Origin of the sequence: Acinetobacter sp. Swhac1, from assembly GCF_013390985.1 — a bacterium.
Taxonomy (GTDB): Bacteria; Pseudomonadota; Gammaproteobacteria; order Pseudomonadales; family Moraxellaceae; genus Acinetobacter; species Acinetobacter towneri.
In genome coordinates, this window is sequence record NZ_JACASN010000001.1 from 188,000 (window position 1) to 204,456 (window position 16,457).

The 16,457-nt window shown below is 41.8% G+C and carries 18 protein-coding genes; 4 read left to right on the forward strand and 14 right to left on the reverse strand.

The window, feature by feature from the left end; all coding sequences use genetic code 11:
• Window positions 1-86 precede the first annotated feature (86 nt).
• Both rpsL and HX743_RS00895 read right to left on the reverse strand, forming a co-directional pair.
• Window positions 87-461: a 30S ribosomal protein S12 gene (gene rpsL, locus HX743_RS00890; protein WP_000246374.1), complete on the reverse strand. Its 375-nt coding sequence runs from the start codon at window positions 459-461 to the stop codon at window positions 87-89.
• A gap of 139 nt (window positions 462-600) precedes the next feature.
• The gene (locus tag HX743_RS00895) at window positions 601-2,109 is read right to left on the reverse strand and encodes an EcsC family protein (protein ID WP_178318258.1); all 1,509 of its coding nucleotides are present in this window, start codon (window positions 2,107-2,109) and stop codon (window positions 601-603) included.
• 284 nt (window positions 2,110-2,393) lie between these two features.
• On the opposite strand from HX743_RS00895, the gene HX743_RS00900 reads away from it, so the two are divergent.
• Window positions 2,394-3,623 carry a beta-ketoacyl synthase N-terminal-like domain-containing protein gene (locus tag HX743_RS00900; protein ID WP_019837217.1) on the forward strand — a complete coding sequence of 410 codons (1,230 nt, stop codon included), beginning with the start codon at window positions 2,394-2,396 and terminating at the stop codon, window positions 3,621-3,623.
• Between the two features lie 18 nt (window positions 3,624-3,641).
• Entirely contained in the window at window positions 3,642-4,094 is a 453-nt protein-coding gene (gene hemJ / locus HX743_RS00905) for a protoporphyrinogen oxidase HemJ (RefSeq protein ID WP_004975266.1), read from the forward strand.
• 115 nt (window positions 4,095-4,209) lie between these two features.
• Here the strand turns inward: hemJ and HX743_RS00910 are convergent, their stop codons facing one another.
• Both HX743_RS00910 and HX743_RS00915 read right to left on the reverse strand, forming a co-directional pair.
• Window positions 4,210-4,557 carry a hypothetical protein gene (locus HX743_RS00910; protein WP_178318259.1) on the reverse strand — a complete coding sequence of 116 codons (348 nt, stop codon included), beginning with the start codon at window positions 4,555-4,557 and terminating at the stop codon, window positions 4,210-4,212.
• Between the two features lie 106 nt (window positions 4,558-4,663).
• Complete coding sequence (locus HX743_RS00915; RefSeq protein ID WP_019837216.1) at window positions 4,664-5,323, reverse strand: HAD-IA family hydrolase; 660 nt, start codon at window positions 5,321-5,323, stop codon at window positions 4,664-4,666.
• 88 nt (window positions 5,324-5,411) lie between these two features.
• On the opposite strand from HX743_RS00915, the gene HX743_RS00920 reads away from it, so the two are divergent.
• The gene (locus HX743_RS00920; protein ID WP_131261907.1) at window positions 5,412-6,179 is read left to right on the forward strand and encodes a hydroxymethylpyrimidine/phosphomethylpyrimidine kinase; all 768 of its coding nucleotides are present in this window, start codon (window positions 5,412-5,414) and stop codon (window positions 6,177-6,179) included.
• A gap of 63 nt (window positions 6,180-6,242) precedes the next feature.
• Here HX743_RS00920 and HX743_RS00925 read toward each other — a convergent pair whose 3' ends face one another.
• The 8 genes from HX743_RS00925 to rpe form a co-directional block, all read right to left on the reverse strand.
• Window positions 6,243-6,881 carry a nuclease-related domain-containing protein gene (locus HX743_RS00925; RefSeq protein ID WP_004975258.1) on the reverse strand — a complete coding sequence of 213 codons (639 nt, stop codon included), beginning with the start codon at window positions 6,879-6,881 and terminating at the stop codon, window positions 6,243-6,245.
• Window positions 6,882-6,932: 51 nt separating this feature from the next.
• Window positions 6,933-7,424: a methylated-DNA--[protein]-cysteine S-methyltransferase gene (locus tag HX743_RS00930; RefSeq protein WP_004975257.1), complete on the reverse strand. Its 492-nt coding sequence runs from the start codon at window positions 7,422-7,424 to the stop codon at window positions 6,933-6,935.
• A 95-nt stretch (window positions 7,425-7,519) separates the two neighbouring features.
• The gene (sugE, locus tag HX743_RS00935; protein WP_178318260.1) at window positions 7,520-7,837 is read right to left on the reverse strand and encodes a quaternary ammonium compound efflux SMR transporter SugE; all 318 of its coding nucleotides are present in this window, start codon (window positions 7,835-7,837) and stop codon (window positions 7,520-7,522) included.
• Window positions 7,838-7,983: 146 nt separating this feature from the next.
• Window positions 7,984-9,045, reverse strand: a complete 1,062-nt coding sequence (locus HX743_RS00940; RefSeq protein WP_178318261.1) for a cation transporter — start codon at window positions 9,043-9,045, stop codon at window positions 7,984-7,986.
• 122 nt (window positions 9,046-9,167) lie between these two features.
• A complete protein-coding gene (locus tag HX743_RS00945) occupies window positions 9,168-10,148 on the reverse strand; it encodes a copper resistance protein B (RefSeq protein WP_178318262.1) in 981 nt (326 codons plus the stop codon).
• Window positions 10,135-12,102, reverse strand: a complete 1,968-nt coding sequence (locus HX743_RS00950) for a multicopper oxidase domain-containing protein (protein ID WP_178318263.1) — start codon at window positions 12,100-12,102, stop codon at window positions 10,135-10,137. Before HX743_RS00950 ends, HX743_RS00945 begins: the two co-directional genes overlap by 14 nt.
• Before the next feature lie 45 nt (window positions 12,103-12,147).
• Entirely contained in the window at window positions 12,148-12,669 is a 522-nt protein-coding gene (locus HX743_RS00955) for a hypothetical protein (RefSeq protein WP_348637012.1), read from the reverse strand.
• 426 nt (window positions 12,670-13,095) lie between these two features.
• Window positions 13,096-13,782 carry a ribulose-phosphate 3-epimerase gene (gene rpe, locus HX743_RS00960; RefSeq protein WP_178318264.1) on the reverse strand — a complete coding sequence of 229 codons (687 nt, stop codon included), beginning with the start codon at window positions 13,780-13,782 and terminating at the stop codon, window positions 13,096-13,098.
• Window positions 13,783-14,011: 229 nt separating this feature from the next.
• Here rpe and HX743_RS00965 point away from each other — a divergent pair, with 229 nt between their 5' ends.
• The gene (locus HX743_RS00965) at window positions 14,012-14,293 is read left to right on the forward strand and encodes a DUF2218 domain-containing protein (protein WP_178318265.1); all 282 of its coding nucleotides are present in this window, start codon (window positions 14,012-14,014) and stop codon (window positions 14,291-14,293) included.
• A 10-nt stretch (window positions 14,294-14,303) separates the two neighbouring features.
• Here HX743_RS00965 and HX743_RS00970 read toward each other — a convergent pair whose 3' ends face one another.
• On the reverse strand, window positions 14,304-15,335 hold the full coding sequence (locus HX743_RS00970; RefSeq protein WP_178318266.1) for a M48 family metallopeptidase: 1,032 nt from the start codon (window positions 15,333-15,335) through the stop codon (window positions 14,304-14,306).
• A 14-nt stretch (window positions 15,336-15,349) separates the two neighbouring features.
• The gene (locus tag HX743_RS00975; RefSeq protein WP_178318267.1) at window positions 15,350-16,453 is read right to left on the reverse strand and encodes a YjgN family protein; all 1,104 of its coding nucleotides are present in this window, start codon (window positions 16,451-16,453) and stop codon (window positions 15,350-15,352) included.
• Window positions 16,454-16,457: the final 4 nt, after the last annotated feature.

Here is a 16,457-nt window from a genome sequence, read left to right on the forward strand (position 1 = left end):
ATTTCACAAAATTAAATGCAGAAATCAGACAAGCGAGACGATAAAGGATTGCAGTTCTACGAACTAAGAGTTTAATCTTTAAAAGATTATTTCTTAGGACGTTTAGCACCGTATTTAGAACGTGACTGGTTACGATCTTTCACACCAGCACAGTCTAAAGAACCACGAACGGTATGGTAACGTACACCTGGTAAGTCTTTAACACGACCACCACGGATAAGAACAACACTGTGCTCTTGTAGGTTGTGACCTTCACCACCGATGTAGCTAGAAACTTCAAAACCTGAAGTTAAGCGAACACGGCAAACTTTACGCATTGCTGAGTTAGGTTTTTTAGGTGTAGTTGTGTAAACACGTGTACAAACACCACGACGTTGTGGACAAGCCTTCAACGCAGGAACTTTTGATTTTTCAACCAAAGTCGTACGACCCTTACGGATCAACTGATTTGTTGTTGCCATGTGGCAATTCTCCCGTTAATAAAAAGCCCCAAAAACATACTACTTTTTGAGGGCATGCAATTGTAAGCGAAGATAGAAAAATGGTCAATATTTCATAGGCAGTTAAAATACCAACCAAATTTCTACTTATCACTTGTTTTTATTCAGCTTTTGGCTTGCGAGTACTTGTACGAGTTCTCGGCTTTTTTGTAACCTGCTTTGCAGCTTCTTTGCTTGATGTTACTGGATTTTCCGAAACAGTTTCAGCCACTTGAGTTGAATCTTCCACTGGCTCCAAAGCATCTTCCAGCCTATATTCATCAATTTCTTCTGCAGGTACAGCAGGTTTTTGCGGTGCAACTTCAGCATGTGGCTCTAGCATTTGATCTGCCAATTCTTCTAGACCTTGCTGAATATTTTCATCGAGCTGTGCTGCAATTGTTTCCACTTTGTCCGATTTTTTCTGCACTTTTACCGCTCGGATACTTTCATGGTCTGATACGGTTTGCACTAAAGCATCTGACGGCGCAGATTCCGCGCGCTCTTGCCCCGCTACTAATTCATCTTGCTCCGCATGTTTAGCTTCATTGCCCTTCAATTGCTCCAAGAGTTTAGGCGCAGCCTGTGCCAGCAATTCCAACGATTTTTCATACGCATGAATGGCAGATAAATTGCTGTCTTTATGCTGAATTAAATAGCTACGGGCATTGGAAAATACTTGCTGTGCCTTGTGATGCACATCTTCCACCAATTTCCAGCTATATACTGCACTCACCGATGCGGTTGCTACAGGCGTGAGTTTATTCAACATGGAAAACTTAGGTACATGATTCAACCACGGCCATTTGACTTGACCTTGCTCATTCAAGAAGTATTTCTTTAATGCCTCATAATCATTGCTTGAACCGAGCATATTTTGTAATTGATGCACATCATGAGTTTGTAGCATATTGGATAAGGTTTTCAGCCCCATCAGCACTGCTTGCTTTTCTGCAATAACGCCCAAATCAATTTGTTTAAAAATAAACTGAACAATTTCTTGCTCGGTATCTTTATTCAGTTCAAAACCGTAGGCACGCCCCACCTGATAAATGGTACGCAAAGACATCACAATAGATGCAGGCACATCAATGGTTGAACCAATTACTCCTGTTGCACCTGTCAATGCACCTTGCAGTGATGCAATCCATTTATTTTGTTCTGCGAGTGCTTGACCAATTCGCTTAGAACGATCTACATCTTGAGTCAATTCTTCTAAATCGCGTACGCCTGCCTGATCAAGCACATCATCAACTGAGCTAATATTGGAAGTAAAACTATTCAACTGATCAAATAAATAATCTGAAATTTTGTCAGAAAAATCGGGCGACACAAAACTTGCCACCTGATTGACACGGTTATAATGACGACCTAAAAGCTGACGTGAAACTTGAGGCACATGCTGTCTGAGCATGTGTTGAGGATTGTCATATTGACGTGCTTGAAAAGCACTAAAGCTACGCGCTTGACCTTCAATAATTTGTCCTGATTTTGCACTGTGCTCATCCTTTGCTACAGCACTTGGTGCAACTTGCTGCAAAACATGGATGCCTGTTCTGCTGAGCTTTTTAGCCACTCCAATCGCATTCGAGAAGAATCCGCTTGATTGTTTATTGTTGGAATCTGACATTCTTACTCCTCATTTTTAATTTCTATGATTTATAGGTAAATACTAGGTGTAGTCTAAGTTTATCTCAATGTGATTGTGTATCTTTTGGTTGGCTTCCTGCATCTTATTTGATGGTTCACTGCGGTTTGATCTTCTCTGCAAAGTGGCATCATATTTGCCATAAGAATTCAAAATTCTTTCTGTTATTATGAACGCAATTGTAAGACATGAGTCATACCGTATCAGCGATTGCTTGGCAATTACGGTGTTCGGCTCAACATTTTCACCATAAAAGGGATCTGTAGATGAAACGTGTTGTAATCACCGGCATGGGCATTAACTCGTGCATTGGTAATACTTTAGAAGCTGTGACTCATTCTTTACAAAACGGTATTTCTGGGACACGTTCCAACCCAACTTATGCTGAACTTAATTTCAAAAGCCACGTAAGTGCAGCAGCAGAACAAAACTTTGACCATATTGACCGAAAATTAAAACGTTTTATGGGCGTGTGTGCGATGTACGCTTACAATGCTGCAGTAGATGCCATTGAACATGCGGGCTTAAAGCAAGAAGATTTAGCAGGCAACCCACGTTACGGTATCGCGGGTGGTTCAGGCGGTAACTCTACAGCATCTGTTGCAGAAATGATTGAGCTACTTGAAGAAAAAGGCGCACGTAAAATTGGTCCTTTCTTCGTACCACGTAACATGTCGAACACGATTACAGCTAACTTGGGCGTTGCGTTCAAATTACAAGGTATTGCGCACTCAATTACCAGTGCATGCGCAACTTCTGCCGATGCAATTGGTTATGCCTACAACCTTATTCAATTGGGTAAACAAGATTTAATGCTAGCAGGTGGCGGTGAAGAAGATCACTGGTCACAAAGCTTGTTGTTTGATGCGATGGGTGCATTGTGTTCTAAATACAACGACACACCAGAAACAGCATCTCGTCCGTATTCTGCAGACCGTGATGGTTTCGTCATCGCTGGTGGTGGTGGTTTCGTGGTTCTTGAATCACTTGAACACGCTCAAGCACGTGGTGCAAACATTTTAGCTGAAGTAGTTGCGTATGCTGCAAACTCTGATGGTGCAGACATGGTTGCTCCAAGCGGCGAAGGTGCAACACGTTGTATCTTGATGGCTTTAGACGAAGCGAAACAACACGGTGTAGACGCAATTGACTATGTCAACACACATGGTACTTCTACCCCAGCAGGTGACGTAACTGAATTGAAAGCCATGGAACGTGCGTTTGGTGAAGGTAAAGTACCTGCGCTCAGCTCAACGAAGTCGATGACAGGTCACAGCTTGGGTGCTGCAGGCGTTCAAGAAGCAATTTATTCTGTCTTGATGATGCAAAATGATTTCATTGCACCAAACATCAACGTCACTGAACTGGATGAAGGCGCGAAAGCATTTGATATCGTACTTGAAAAACGCGACACAAAATTGAATACTGTCATGAGTAACAGTTTCGGTTTTGGCGGTGTAAATGCCTGCCTTATTTTCAAGAAGTGGGATGAATAATCTCCTATAGGATAGTCGATGGATGCACCTTCTGATGCTTTTTTATGGGTAAAAGCATTACATATTATTGCCGTGGTTTGCTGGTTCGCTGCATTGTTCTACTTACCACGTTTATATGTTTACCATGCCATGAGTGAAGATACACTGAGTCATCAGCGTTTTGAAATCATGGAGCGCAAGTTGTACCGAGGGATTATGTGGCCATCTATGATCGCCACCCTCATTACGGCACACTTTTTGGTAGATTGGGGCGATGCGACCCGCAATTACCACGATGCGTTATGGTTTTACCTGAAAGTAGCATTGGTCGGGTTATTGGTGATTTACCATTTAGTTTGTGGCTATTACCGCCAAAAACTGATTGGCAATGCACATTATAAATCACACAAGTTCTGGCGATTCTTTAATGAAATGCCAACGGTACTGTTATTAGCGATTGTAATTTTAGTCGTGGTAAAACCACAATTTTAAAATTTGAAACGTTAAGCATCTAGACATCTCAACCTGATTCGGTTGTAAAAACCTCAGTTTAAGGAACTGAGGTTTTTTTATGGGTGACAACTAAAAACAGCATTTATGCTTTAATTCAACGTATTTGTGAGTAAGGCTGAAAGCCCAATGCCGCTGCTTGTTTCTGCTGAGATTGAGGAATCGTGACTATAGCAATTTTTCCATCTGCTCCGCCACAGACCTGTGCATACATCCGCCCATCTGAACCTACACTGGCATGCTTCACTTGAATCTGTGCCTGCTGTAGACGCTGAACAATTTCTGTAAGGGTTAAACCTGAGTCTGGCTCACACTGTCGATGTTGCAATGATGTGTACATTTCGACCTGCGCAGTAGGTGTTGTGGATGTAGCAGCATGATTGGCACATGCAGTCATCAGTATTGAAACCGCTACTACTGCAATAGATTGACTAAATATCTTCATCACATACCCTCTTTCAATATTAAAATTAAATATTCAAATTAAATATTGAAGCACGATCTTTGCAATAACACTGCGCTAGAAATGCAAACAGATGTAAGCATCTCGCTCATCCAGATAACTGTTCAAGCACCGACAAAATTTGCGCAAAACACTGAATTCTATGTTTTGGTGCAGCCAAGTCTAACTCCTGAGCCGAACCATAGCCGTATTCGACTGCAACACAATCGACTCCATTGGCTCGTGCACCTAAAATATCGTGTTCACGATCTCCAATCATTAAACATTGTTCAGGTTGCAATTGTTCTTGCTGCAAAATATAGGCAATTAAATCCGCTTTATTGGTACGCTCACCATTTAGTTCGCTACCGTAGGGATATTCAAAATATTGCAATAAATCGAAGTGATCTAAAATTTGGCGTGCATAAATTTCAGGTTTGGCTGTTGCTAAAAACAGTCGATAGCCTTGCTGTTTTAAATCTGCCAATGTTGCAGCAACATCTTCAAAGACATGATTTTCAAATAAGCCTGTTGCAGCAAAACGCTCTCGATAGCCTGCTAAGGCTTGCTCTGCCAATACGTCATGCACATCTACATGAAGTAATTTTGCCAAAGAGGCTTTTAAGGGCGGCCCGATAATCCAATCAATATTTTCCGTATCTGCAATAGGATGTCCAACCTTAGCCAAACCATAACGCGCAGAAGCGGTAATGCCCTCTTTCGGGTCGGTCAGCGTGCCATCTAAATCAATTAAAAGGTTCTTTATCACAATGTCAGCCTATGTGCCTAAATGACTATCGAGTGTTACTCCAAAGTTGCCTATACTAACGTAAATAGAAGCAATTAAGGATATGTGTGTGCGACCAACAGTACTATGTTTTTCTGGTTTAGACCCTTCGGGTGGCGCTGGTTTACAGGCTGATATTGAAGCCGTTGGCAATAGCGGTGCACATGCAGCGATTGCCTGCACAGCACTGACCATTCAAAACTCTCAGCAAGTATTTGGCTTTGAAGCAACGTCTAAAGAATTGTTATTGGCGCAAGCCAATGCGGTGGTGAATGATTTGCCCATTAAAGTTGTAAAGTCGGGCATGTTGGGCACCACTGACAATATTGCAGCGCTGGCAGATTTTTTACGTGCACATCCTGATTATTTATATGTGCTTGACCCTGTTTTGGTTGCTAATAGTGGTGGTTCTTTAGGTAATCAAGCGACTTTGGTTCAGGCATTTGTCGAGTTGATTCCACTGGCGACTTTAATCACGCCAAATACTGTGGAATTACGTGCCTTAACGGGTGAAGATGATTTAGAACGCGCAACAGCTAAATTATTTGCAATGGGCGCGCAGGCCGTTTTGGTCAAAGGTGGGCATGAAGATACCCCTGATCATATTCGTAATGCACTGTATATTAACAATGAAATGGTTTCAGAAACCCGCTGTCCACGGCTTGAAGGTGAATATCACGGTTCAGGCTGTTCATTGGCGAGCTTTATTGCAGGGCGCTTGGCAATGGGAGATCAACTGAAACAAGCGGTACAACATGCTGAAACTTGGTTGTTTGGTGTGCTTAAATATGCGGAAACGCCTGTACCGAACGGACAGAAAATTCCGAAAAGGTTTTAGTGCTTATCGTTCAACTCCTTCAAACCCTGATCACCTTGTATCAGGGTTTTTCATTGCAACTTTTTAACGTTCGTGCCGTTGTTTCAAATTTTCGACATGTTGACGATTGGTTTTCCAAGACTTATCAAGTAGTTCTTTTTCAATTCTCAGCTGAATACGTTTCAGTTTCATCGGTGAAATGACTTCATGCCGAAAACCTTTGACATACTCAACCCATGCACTGCCTTTAAAAACATTGTTGGGCAAAGAGGTCTTAAACTCACAGTCTGGCATAAATACAATCACAGAATGCAGATATTCAGGCTCGACAATATCGCTCAATACTGATTCCAAGACTTTTATATGCTTATAGTTCTGATAGACAGGATTTTGAAACTTGTAGGTCTTTTTATAAATTTTTTGTGTCCATACTTTTTGGCGTTCTCCACCAAAAATCCAGCCTTTATAGTTTTTTGTTTCAATCACAAAAACCCCAAAAGGACTCAATAAAATATGATCTATTTGAGTTGTTCCTGCGAACTCATCAGGCAAAGTTACATCATTCAACAAGATATAACGTTCATCTAAATACAACTTCACATGCGTACTTACTGCGAGTTCCCCCACCTTTCCCTTTAGAAAAGGTTTGAAAATTTTGATCAGCCCTACACCTGCAACAAGCAGAATAAGCCACCAAAACTGCAACAATAATGTTTTTAACATTTCCCCTGCTCTATTTTATTTTGATCAAAATTGTTGTTGAATCTCAGTCATTTAAACTTTTGAAGTTGAAGATTCTAACTTTAACAAAATCGCTTTATTATCCAACCCGCCTGCAAAGCCCACCAATTTTCCACTTGCACCCACCACCCGATGACACGGTGCAATAATCGAAATTGGATTTTTGCCATTTGCCGCCCCTACGGCACGCATCGCATTCTCACTACCAACTTGTTCGGCAATTTGCTTATAACTACGAGTTTCCCCAAAAGGAATGCTTAATAACGCCTGCCAGACTTTCTTCTGAAATTCAGTGCCTTCAAAATCAAGAGGCACATCAAATTGCTGACGCTGACCTGCAAAATACTCTTGGAGTTGCTGCTGAGTTTTGAGCAAAATTGGATGATCATCTTGTCGAACTAAACTGGCTAAACGTACCCGTTTATGATCTTCGTTATCCCACATTACCGCAACCAATGCGTGATCGTGAGCCACCAATTTAAGCACGCCTACAGGAGTGTCCATTTCAGTAAATGCCAATTGCATTATTTTTCTCCTCAAGCAGGTTGGGTATCAGGTCATCCTGTTTTTAACTCAAACCGATCTGTTATTGAGCACACACTAAAAGACTGCATTCCAAGTTAGCTGGATGAAATTTTCATAAGCACCAAACCTGAAATAATCAGAACTGCAGCCAACATACGCATAGCACTGGCAGGTTCGCCTAAAACAAAAATACCGACTAAAAATGAACCGACTGCGCCTATACCTGTCCAAATCGTATAAGCCGTGCCTAATGGCAAAGTACGCATGGCATAGGCCAAAAGCGCAAAACTTAAAATCATAAAAAAGATAGTCACGATACTGGGCGTTAATTTACTAAAGCCGTCAGACAACTTCATGGAGTATGCCCAAACCACTTCAAAAATACCCGCCGATATCAACATCATCCAGGCCATAACGCCCTCCTTCAATAGCATGAAATCAGGCCGTCCTGAAGATTTTTCTTGTCGAGTGTTCAGTCACTTTGACTATTTCTAAAAACCCAAACAAGGGAGGTCGTTCCTCCTGTTGCAATTTAAGCCACCGCGCAGCGATGATCCGTCTATTTTAAACTTAAAATTTTGCGCGCACCATTCAATACAAACATGGCCACAACTAAGCCAATAATCAGGTCTGGATAATTCGACCCTGTCAGCATCACCAAACCGCCCGCGATAATCACACCTAAATTCACAATCACATCATTGGCGGAAAAAATATAACTGGCTTGCATGTGGGTTCCACCATCTTTATGCCCTGAAATTAGCCATAAACAGGTGACGTTTGCCAGCAATGCCACAGCACCAATGACCATCATCAACATGGATTCAGGCTCACTGCCTAAGAAGAAACGGCGCAGGACATCAAAGATAACCAGTGCAGCCAAACCCAGTTGTACCCAACCAGACAAATGTGCAGCTTTGAGCTGTTTCTTGGCGGATTGACCCACGACAAATAAAGCCAAACCATACACGGCGGCATCGGCAAACATATCTAAGGAGTCAGCAATTAACCCAGTCGAAGATGCAATTAAACCTGCAATTAATTCCACCAAAAACATAGCGGCATTAATACCAAGCAAGGCATATAGCACTTTTTGTTGTGCAGCGCTGTTAGATACAGGCAGTTCAGTTTGTGTATTGGCTTCAGTCTGTTGCAACACAGCACCCAAACCCAATGCTTCTAATTTATGGGTAATTTCTGTGGCAGATTGGTTGCTGTGATAAACCTTTAAAAGTCGTGCAGGTGAATCAAAAGACAAGGCTGCAATATCATTATGATCTGCCAAAGCAATCCGCACCATTTGTTCTTCTGCGCCACAATCCATTTTAGGAATATGGTATGCACTCACCCACGGACTCAAAAGTTCCGAATCCAAAATTGTTGCTTTATCTGTCTTGGCAGTCGTTGCAGATGTACAGCTATTTTGATCAGCACAGCTTTTTTCTGTATCGCAAGACGAACCACAGCCTGTATCGCCACATGACTTGGAGTGTGTAGGCGCAGTTGCACAAGGCTGGTTTACATTTTTTTGCGTATCACAACCACAGCCAATATTGTTTAGATTTTGGTTTTCTAAGTTTTTATCTTGATTAGATTGAGGATCTTGAGTTGATGAAGACATACGCCACACCCAAAAATACAATAGGCTCAGTATAAACCAAGCCTATGTATTTAGGGACAATCTATTCTATTTAGAAGCAGCAACGATCCATTGACTTAATCATTGATAAATACCCCTAATCATTAAAACCTGAAACGCAAGCCTAGCGCATATAAGCCGCTCTGCTCGGAATCGGTTGCAGACTGCCAAGCAGTGTGTTGATCACCTTTCGTATACTCATAACCTGCACTGATATACGGCATGATGTTCTTGCTGATTTCATAACGCATTTCCACACCCACAGCTGCGCGGTTGAGTCCTGTTTTTTTCGCATATTTGGCATCATCCTGCAGAATAACATCTACATCTAAATAAGGCTGTGCGATCAATTTCTGAGTCAATAACAGATCCCGTGTGGTTTCCAAACTCAAAGCCGCACATTGATCCTCACCCAAATAAAAATAAGCATCGGTTTCAAAAAAATATGGAGCTAAACCATGTAAGCCAAACACAGCGTCAAACTTATCTTCTCGGTCTGTTTGATGCTCTTGCTGATTCACTTCGTGTCGATAACGCACACCTGCTTGCACATCCCAAAAATCTAAAATCATACGACTGTATAACAACTTGGCATCATATTCAGTCGCTTGTGACTCTTGCTTATCGCTATGAATTTTCACAAACAACTTGTTTTCATCAGTTCCGATACGAGTTTGTAATTTAGATTTGAGCACTCCCTCGGCATGATCATTCACTTGCCATTGCGTATCTAAAGTGCTCACCGCGTACACCTGCGCACCATGTTCTTTACGATGATCGTGTGACTGCGACTCTTGCACGGACGAATCGGATTGATGCGATTGATGCGATTGATGCGATTGATGCGATTGATGCGATTGATGCGATTGATGCGATTGATGCGATTGATGCGATTGATGCGATTGATGCGATTGATGCGATTGATGCGATTGATGCGATTGAGTATCAGCCTGAGCTGCAATTGTTGCAATCTCTGCTGAACTGGCATGTGCACTATGCACCTCTGTCGCTGCTAGCCCAACTGTACTGATGCAGCAGACAGAAATACTTAAAACTGTTTTCGCAAAAAGATTAATGTTGTGCATGTGCTGCTCCTTTTTGCGCTGTCGCTGAAGGGGTTTGAGTGGCTTGAATTGCTGTGGTTGAAAGCGGTTCATTTTCACTCACCTGCGCTACAATCAATTTATTCATCATTCCCGCGCTCATGTGATAGAGCAAATGACAATGTATTGCCCATTCACCTAATTCATCTGCAGTAAGCAGTGCAGTTACAGTTTGACCTGGCGGCACAATTAAGGTGTGTTTATTCGGCATTTCTGCTGCCGTTTGACCATTTTCCAACTGCATAAACATGCCATGTAAATGCATTGGATGTGCCATCATGCTGTCATTGATAAATTTAATCCGAATACGCTCACCATATTTCACCTTGAGTGGTGTGGCATCACTAAATTTCTTACCGTTGATTGTCCAGATATAACGCTCCATCGTACCACCTAAACGCACGACCAATTCACTGCTTGGTTCACGTGTATCTGCTTGTGGCTGCAGCGATTTCAAATCTTCATAGTGCAAGGCTTTATGCCCTGCAGGTGTAGAAGCATTCGCCCATCCATATACCATCGCATTTTTGTGTTCTGCTGAAGGCATACGATGTTGTGTATTGGCATTTTCAGACATTGCAGCGTGGTTCATTTTGGAGTGATCCGGCTCAGACATTGATGCATGATTCATTTTGGAATGATCCATTTCAGACATCGCTGCATGATTCATTTTGGAATGATCCATTTCAGACATCGTTGCATGGTTCATTTTAGAGTGATGCATTTCAGACATTACCGCATGATTCATTTTGGAGTGATTCATTTCAGACATCGCAACATGACTCATCTTGGAATGATCCATCTCAGACATTGATGCATGATTCATTTTGGAATGATCATCACCTGAATGCTCTGTGGCATGCCCCATATCTTGCATGGTGAGTAAAGCACGCGGACGCGCTGCCGGTAGCTGTAGATTTGATGTTGCAGAATGAAATTCACTCTGCAAGCTCCCCACTGCAAAACCCGAGCGGTCTATCGATTCTGCTTCAATTTGATAGTGTGCTGCTTGAGGTTCAACAATCACATCGTAGGTTTCTGCAGTGCCGATACGAAATTCATCCACAGTAACAGGTTTGACTGGCTGACCATCGGCACTGACCACTGTCATTTTTAAGTTTGGAATCCGCACATCATAAAACGACATGGCAGAGGCATTGATAAAACGTAAACGCACTTTTTCATTTGGCTTAAATACACCTGTCCAGTGCTGTTCAGGTGTCTTGCCATTCATTAAAAAAGTATAGCCTGTGACATCGGAAAGGTCGGTTTTCAGCATGCGCATCTGATTCCACATTTTGCGGTCTGACCATGTGGCTTTTAGCCCATCACGCTGTACTTGACGCCAAACATCACCTAAGGTTTCACGCTGATTTTGATAAAACTCGGCTGAAATTTTTAAATCTTTCTGAATTTGATTGCTAGATTTTTCATGAAAATCTGACAGCATCACCACATAATCACGATCTGTGTATTCATGTGCGTTTACGGCTGGCTTGGCTTTAGGATGAATCACCAAAGAGCCGTATAGACCATCTTGTTCCTGACCTTTGGAATGTGCGTGATACCAATAGGTACCACTTTGACGTACTTTAAATTGATAAACAAAATGTCCTTGTGGCTTAATCCCTTGAAAACCATTAAATCCAGGCACTCCATCCATCAAACCGGGCAACAATAAACCATGCCAGTGAATAGATGAGTCCTGATTTTTTAATTGATTATTAACGTGAATTACCGCCTCATCGCCTTCTTCAAATTCGAGTGCAGGCGCGGGAAATTGTCCATTGACTGTAATACGTTGAACAGGTTTTCCCGTGATATTGACCGTTTGTTCTGCAATGGTCAGGTGATATTCCTTGACCGCAGCAAATGCAGAACTCGAACACAATGCACAGACTGTTAAAAACAGCGCAGGCTGATAAAATTTAGACATGACTTAATCCTTAAAATAAAACGTAAAGGTGTTTTGAATTCAGGATTAAGCTTTGGGTGGACGTAAAATTTGCTGCCAATGCCCAAGTGAATGTTGAGCTTGATAAGCAGGCAATAGAATATTGACCGATGTAAGTGCTATAGGTTGAATCAGTTCAGGGACTTGCACATTCAACACACTGTTTAAGCTTTGACAATGCAACTGCGCACAGTCCTGACAATTCGTCTTTGCAGTAGAAAAATCAGCCGAGCCATAACAATCTGCCGCATTTAAATCGGTATCCGTTGCGGATGTGTGCTGACTGAGATGATGGTTGGCCTTGGCATCATGCCCAGATATATGCTGCTTGGTTTCAGGATACGTTTGTAAAGCTGTGGTATGACAATCTGGTAAAGATGTCATTTCACTCGCTGCGGTTGCAGAATGTCGAATCTCAGACCCTGCTGCCTGATTTGACATCATCCAATCATGTGCAGGTTTTACCGCAGCACTAACAATACCACTCCACCCTATGACAAATGCCATCAGGACAACAAACCACATTTGTTTGTAGGGTTGAGTCAGCACTAAATAAATTCCTGAGTATGAAAGATGCAGACCTGAACTTGCACAAGAATTGAACATTTTTGCCAAGTGCAATCCACAATCTACAATTCACTCAATATAATTCATGCTCCACTTATACACAATATGTTCTACATTGAAAAACAGAATGAATCAGTGCGATTTGAAAGCCAACTAAAACAATCAAGTTATATATTAAGCAACTTATTTTTATAATTAACTGAGTAAATACTCAATAAATTCAGTGTATTTAAAATAAACAAAAAGGATTCGATTGAATCCTTTTTATACTTATTTTGTATAATTCATAAACCACTGATGTACCAATGTTTATAAATTAATCTGTTTATCCATAGTGTTATCAACATAGATATCCATACGGTTATCTACAAAGTTATCCACAGCTTAAGACCTTGTGATTATAGATACTTATACGTCGACTGCGCCAACTTTTGCCAATTCAGCGCGCATGTCATCAATCACTGTTTTATAGTCTGGCTTGCCAAAAATTGCTGAACCTGCAACAAACATATCTGCACCCGCTTCTGCAATTTCACGAATATTGGCAGGTCCCACACCACCATCGACTTCTAAACGAATATCACGACCTGACGCATCAATAATTTGACGTGCCTGACGTAATTTCTCTAAAGTCATCGGAATGAATTTTTGCCCACCAAACCCTGGGTTCACACTCATGAGTAAAATCTGATCGACTTTATCAAGTACATAATCTAAATAATGTAGCGGTGTAGCAGGGTTAAAGACCAAACCCGCTTTTGCCCCGCCCGATTTAATCAGTTGCAATGAACGGTCAATATGCTCTGAAGCCTCAGGATGGAACGTGATAATATCTGCGCCCGCTTCCAGAAAATCACCAATCATGCGGTCTACAGGTTTTACCATTAAATGCACATCAATTGGCGCAGTAATACCATAGTTTTTCAATGCCTTACATACACCTGCACCAAAGGTTAAATTTGGTACATAGTGATTATCCATCACATCAAAATGCACCACATCAGCACCCGCCTGAAGTACATTTTCCACTTCTTCGCCTAGACGAGCAAAATCTGCAGATAAGATAGACGGCGCAATTAAATAAGGCTTGGACATGGGAGAACCTAGCTAAATATTGGGATTGTGGCGCATTATAGCAAAGACTGCTTGGTGTGGTGGATTCTGTTACGATTGGATCATTCAGTTGGATGATTCAGGTCGATCAGCCAATTTGATAGTTCTATCTCCGCAACGCTCTGTTGCAGCATTCCACTGTTCTTTTAGTCTGGCTTTGTTATGGTGAACATCTTTACTCATTTGAACAAAATGCTGGTTTCTATAGACAATGAACAGTTCTGCCCATATTCAAACAACGCAAGCAAGCCGTATTGCCAAGCGTCTACTCAACCACTGGAAACATAAATTTGATGTTGCAGAAAACGCAAGCCAATACCAAATTATGATGCCAGCTGCCACAATTCTGCTTACACCTCAAACACATGAGCTTGTAGTTGAAATTCAGGTAAAAGATGCTGAAACAGATTTAAGTTACCTCGAACACGTCGTGCTTGATCATTTAAGTCGTATGGGACAAACAGAATTGAGCGCGGTTTGGCAACGACACTAACTGTTTCATGTTAAGGCGCTAAACGCTGCGTCTGCTCAAAATCCTTAACCGCTTGAATACGTTTTTGTGTTGCAGGATGACTTTGCAGAAAATCCAAAGGGCTTTTGGCGGTGTCTTCACCTGCATCTTCTGCCAAACGCTCCAAAAAATGAGTGAAATGAATGGTTGGAATACCCTGAGCGTGCATCGTATTTAAAGCATAATGATCTGCTTCAGATTCAAAATTACGTGAATAATTTGCCCCCACGAGCGCCACAGGCAAGGTCGAAACTAAATCTGTACCATCTCCTGTAATGGCGAGCAAAATAATACTAAACCCTAAGCTCGATAAAGCCTGTTGCAAGCTGTGTCGTTCTGCCAAATGCCCTTGTTCATGTGCCAACACGCCAATGATTTCCTGATCATTCTGCGCCAATTCCACCAATTCATCGGTCAAAATAATGGTGTTATTCGGAATTGCCAAAGCATTCGCTCCTATTCCATGACCTTGTCGAAACAACACTTTGGCAGGTGAATCTCCTGCAATGAGCTGTTGATAATCTGTCAGAATTTTCTGCTGTCGCGCTACGGGGAGCTGACTTGGCGATGTCATGTCTAAGATATAACGCTCTGCTTCATCACCAATTTGATTTAAGGTGTTCGCAGGTAATTGAAAGGCAACGTATTTTGATGCACTTGGGATGCCCCACTGCACTGTGACAAATACCATCAACGACACAAAAACCAGACTAAATACTATCAGACTTGGCGTGCGTTCCAATTTCCAGATGGAATGCTGCACCTGTTTATTTCGCAGTTGAAACCACTCAGGCAAGGCTTGGGAAAATTCAATACGCGCATCATCTTTGAGTTCAATGACAGGTTGAATTTTACCTAGTGCCCCCACCAACATCATGTCTTGATAATGATAGCGCCGCTGTTGCTCTAAATTTTCACCATAACGAATAAATACCGACTGAGCATCTATAGGAGAGATTTTAGCTGCCCATGGTTTAGACACCACACCATCATAAAACACCACATCCACGATCTGTGCCGCCATCTTCATCTCCTACCTTACAGCGATACATCAATATCAAAAATATCACTGATTTCTTCTGCTAGTGCGCTATGTTCAGCTTGCAGTTGATTGATCATCAAATCTGGATCATTTTTTAAATGTAGACTTAAAGACTCAACCTGATAGCGATATAAACGAATAGCTGCCCATGGGGTCATTAAACCCAAACTCAGGACTTTCACAATCCAATTGGTCACCACAATCCAAGTATAGTGCCACTGCCCACAATCGGTCTGAAATTCACTACGACTGATACTGGTATTGTTCCATGTAGTGATAAAAATTCGCGCCGACATTAATGGCCAAATTAAAAACAACCCCAACAGATAAACCGCTACAAATAACCAAATCAACTGCGCAGGATTACGACTCAACTGTCCTGCCAAAGCCAACATTATCCCGACTGCAAGCAAAATGCCAAAGAACAAAAAAACAGGTATGTACATTGCGCGCATATAGGCTGGCCAATCTGCTTTCAGCTTAAATTTAAGCTGTCCTGCATATAAATGGTCTAGGCAATAACGCTTATACATCCACACCAACACAGGAAAAAATAAGCCCAAAGTAAACAAATTAATTACGATACATTTTAAAAATACCCAATAGGCTTCTTTGTTACTGCCTGAAAAATAAAAACGGGCATTGCCAAATTTACTATTTCGCGCCTTGAAACGGATGGTCGCTCGAATCAACCACGGCACAGCCAAATATAAAACCACCACGCCAATGACCATTGCTTTTACTGAATAATTGGAAATCACCGAGATCGCAACATAAATTCCAATAGCAATTAAACGTCCCAATAAAATTTTATGTGGGATGCCCGTGAAATCAAAACGACGTTTGATTAATTCGGTATTGCCATAAAAGTAGCGCAAACGACGTACTTTTGCCCACGGTGCATACAGCCCAAAGGTCACGATCATCAACAGAATATTGACAATCCAAATACCAAAATACTCTGAGGCGCTACCATGAAACTGAAAATGATGAATCCGTCCAAGTAATGGATTCCGTGCGGGTGGCGTTGTCGGTTCCACTGGAAAAAACGGGGAAGATGGCGTTGCTTGTTGTGGTGAATCCCATTCTGAATTGTGCATGTGA

Excerpts from the sequence above, each read along its gene's own strand:
- HX743_RS00950 (WP_178318263.1), bottom strand. The coding sequence starts at position 12,102 with ATGTCTAAATTTTATCAGCCTGCGCTGTTTTTAACAGTCTGTGCATTG.
- rpsL (WP_000246374.1), bottom strand. The coding sequence starts at position 461 with ATGGCAACAACAAATCAGTTGATCCGTAAGGGTCGTACGACTTTGGTT.
- HX743_RS00970 (WP_178318266.1), bottom strand. The coding sequence starts at position 15,335 with ATGGCGGCACAGATCGTGGATGTGGTGTTTTATGATGGTGTGGTGTCT.
- HX743_RS00940 (WP_178318261.1), bottom strand. The coding sequence starts at position 9,045 with ATGTCTTCATCAACTCAAGATCCTCAATCTAATCAAGATAAAAACTTA.
- HX743_RS00945 (WP_178318262.1), bottom strand. The coding sequence starts at position 10,148 with ATGCACAACATTAATCTTTTTGCGAAAACAGTTTTAAGTATTTCTGTC.
- HX743_RS00895 (WP_178318258.1), bottom strand. The coding sequence starts at position 2,109 with ATGTCAGATTCCAACAATAAACAATCAAGCGGATTCTTCTCGAATGCG.
- HX743_RS00930 (WP_004975257.1), bottom strand. The coding sequence starts at position 7,424 with ATGCAATTGGCATTTACTGAAATGGACACTCCTGTAGGCGTGCTTAAA.
- rpe (WP_178318264.1), bottom strand. The coding sequence starts at position 13,782 with ATGTCCAAGCCTTATTTAATTGCGCCGTCTATCTTATCTGCAGATTTT.
- hemJ (WP_004975266.1), top strand. The coding sequence starts at position 3,642 with ATGGATGCACCTTCTGATGCTTTTTTATGGGTAAAAGCATTACATATT.
- HX743_RS00910 (WP_178318259.1), bottom strand. The coding sequence starts at position 4,557 with ATGAAGATATTTAGTCAATCTATTGCAGTAGTAGCGGTTTCAATACTG.
- HX743_RS00900 (WP_019837217.1), top strand. The coding sequence starts at position 2,394 with ATGAAACGTGTTGTAATCACCGGCATGGGCATTAACTCGTGCATTGGT.
- sugE (WP_178318260.1), bottom strand. The coding sequence starts at position 7,837 with ATGGCCTGGATGATGTTGATATCGGCGGGTATTTTTGAAGTGGTTTGG.
- HX743_RS00965 (WP_178318265.1), top strand. The coding sequence starts at position 14,012 with ATGAACAGTTCTGCCCATATTCAAACAACGCAAGCAAGCCGTATTGCC.
- HX743_RS00925 (WP_004975258.1), bottom strand. The coding sequence starts at position 6,881 with ATGTTAAAAACATTATTGTTGCAGTTTTGGTGGCTTATTCTGCTTGTT.
- HX743_RS00975 (WP_178318267.1), bottom strand. The coding sequence starts at position 16,453 with ATGCACAATTCAGAATGGGATTCACCACAACAAGCAACGCCATCTTCC.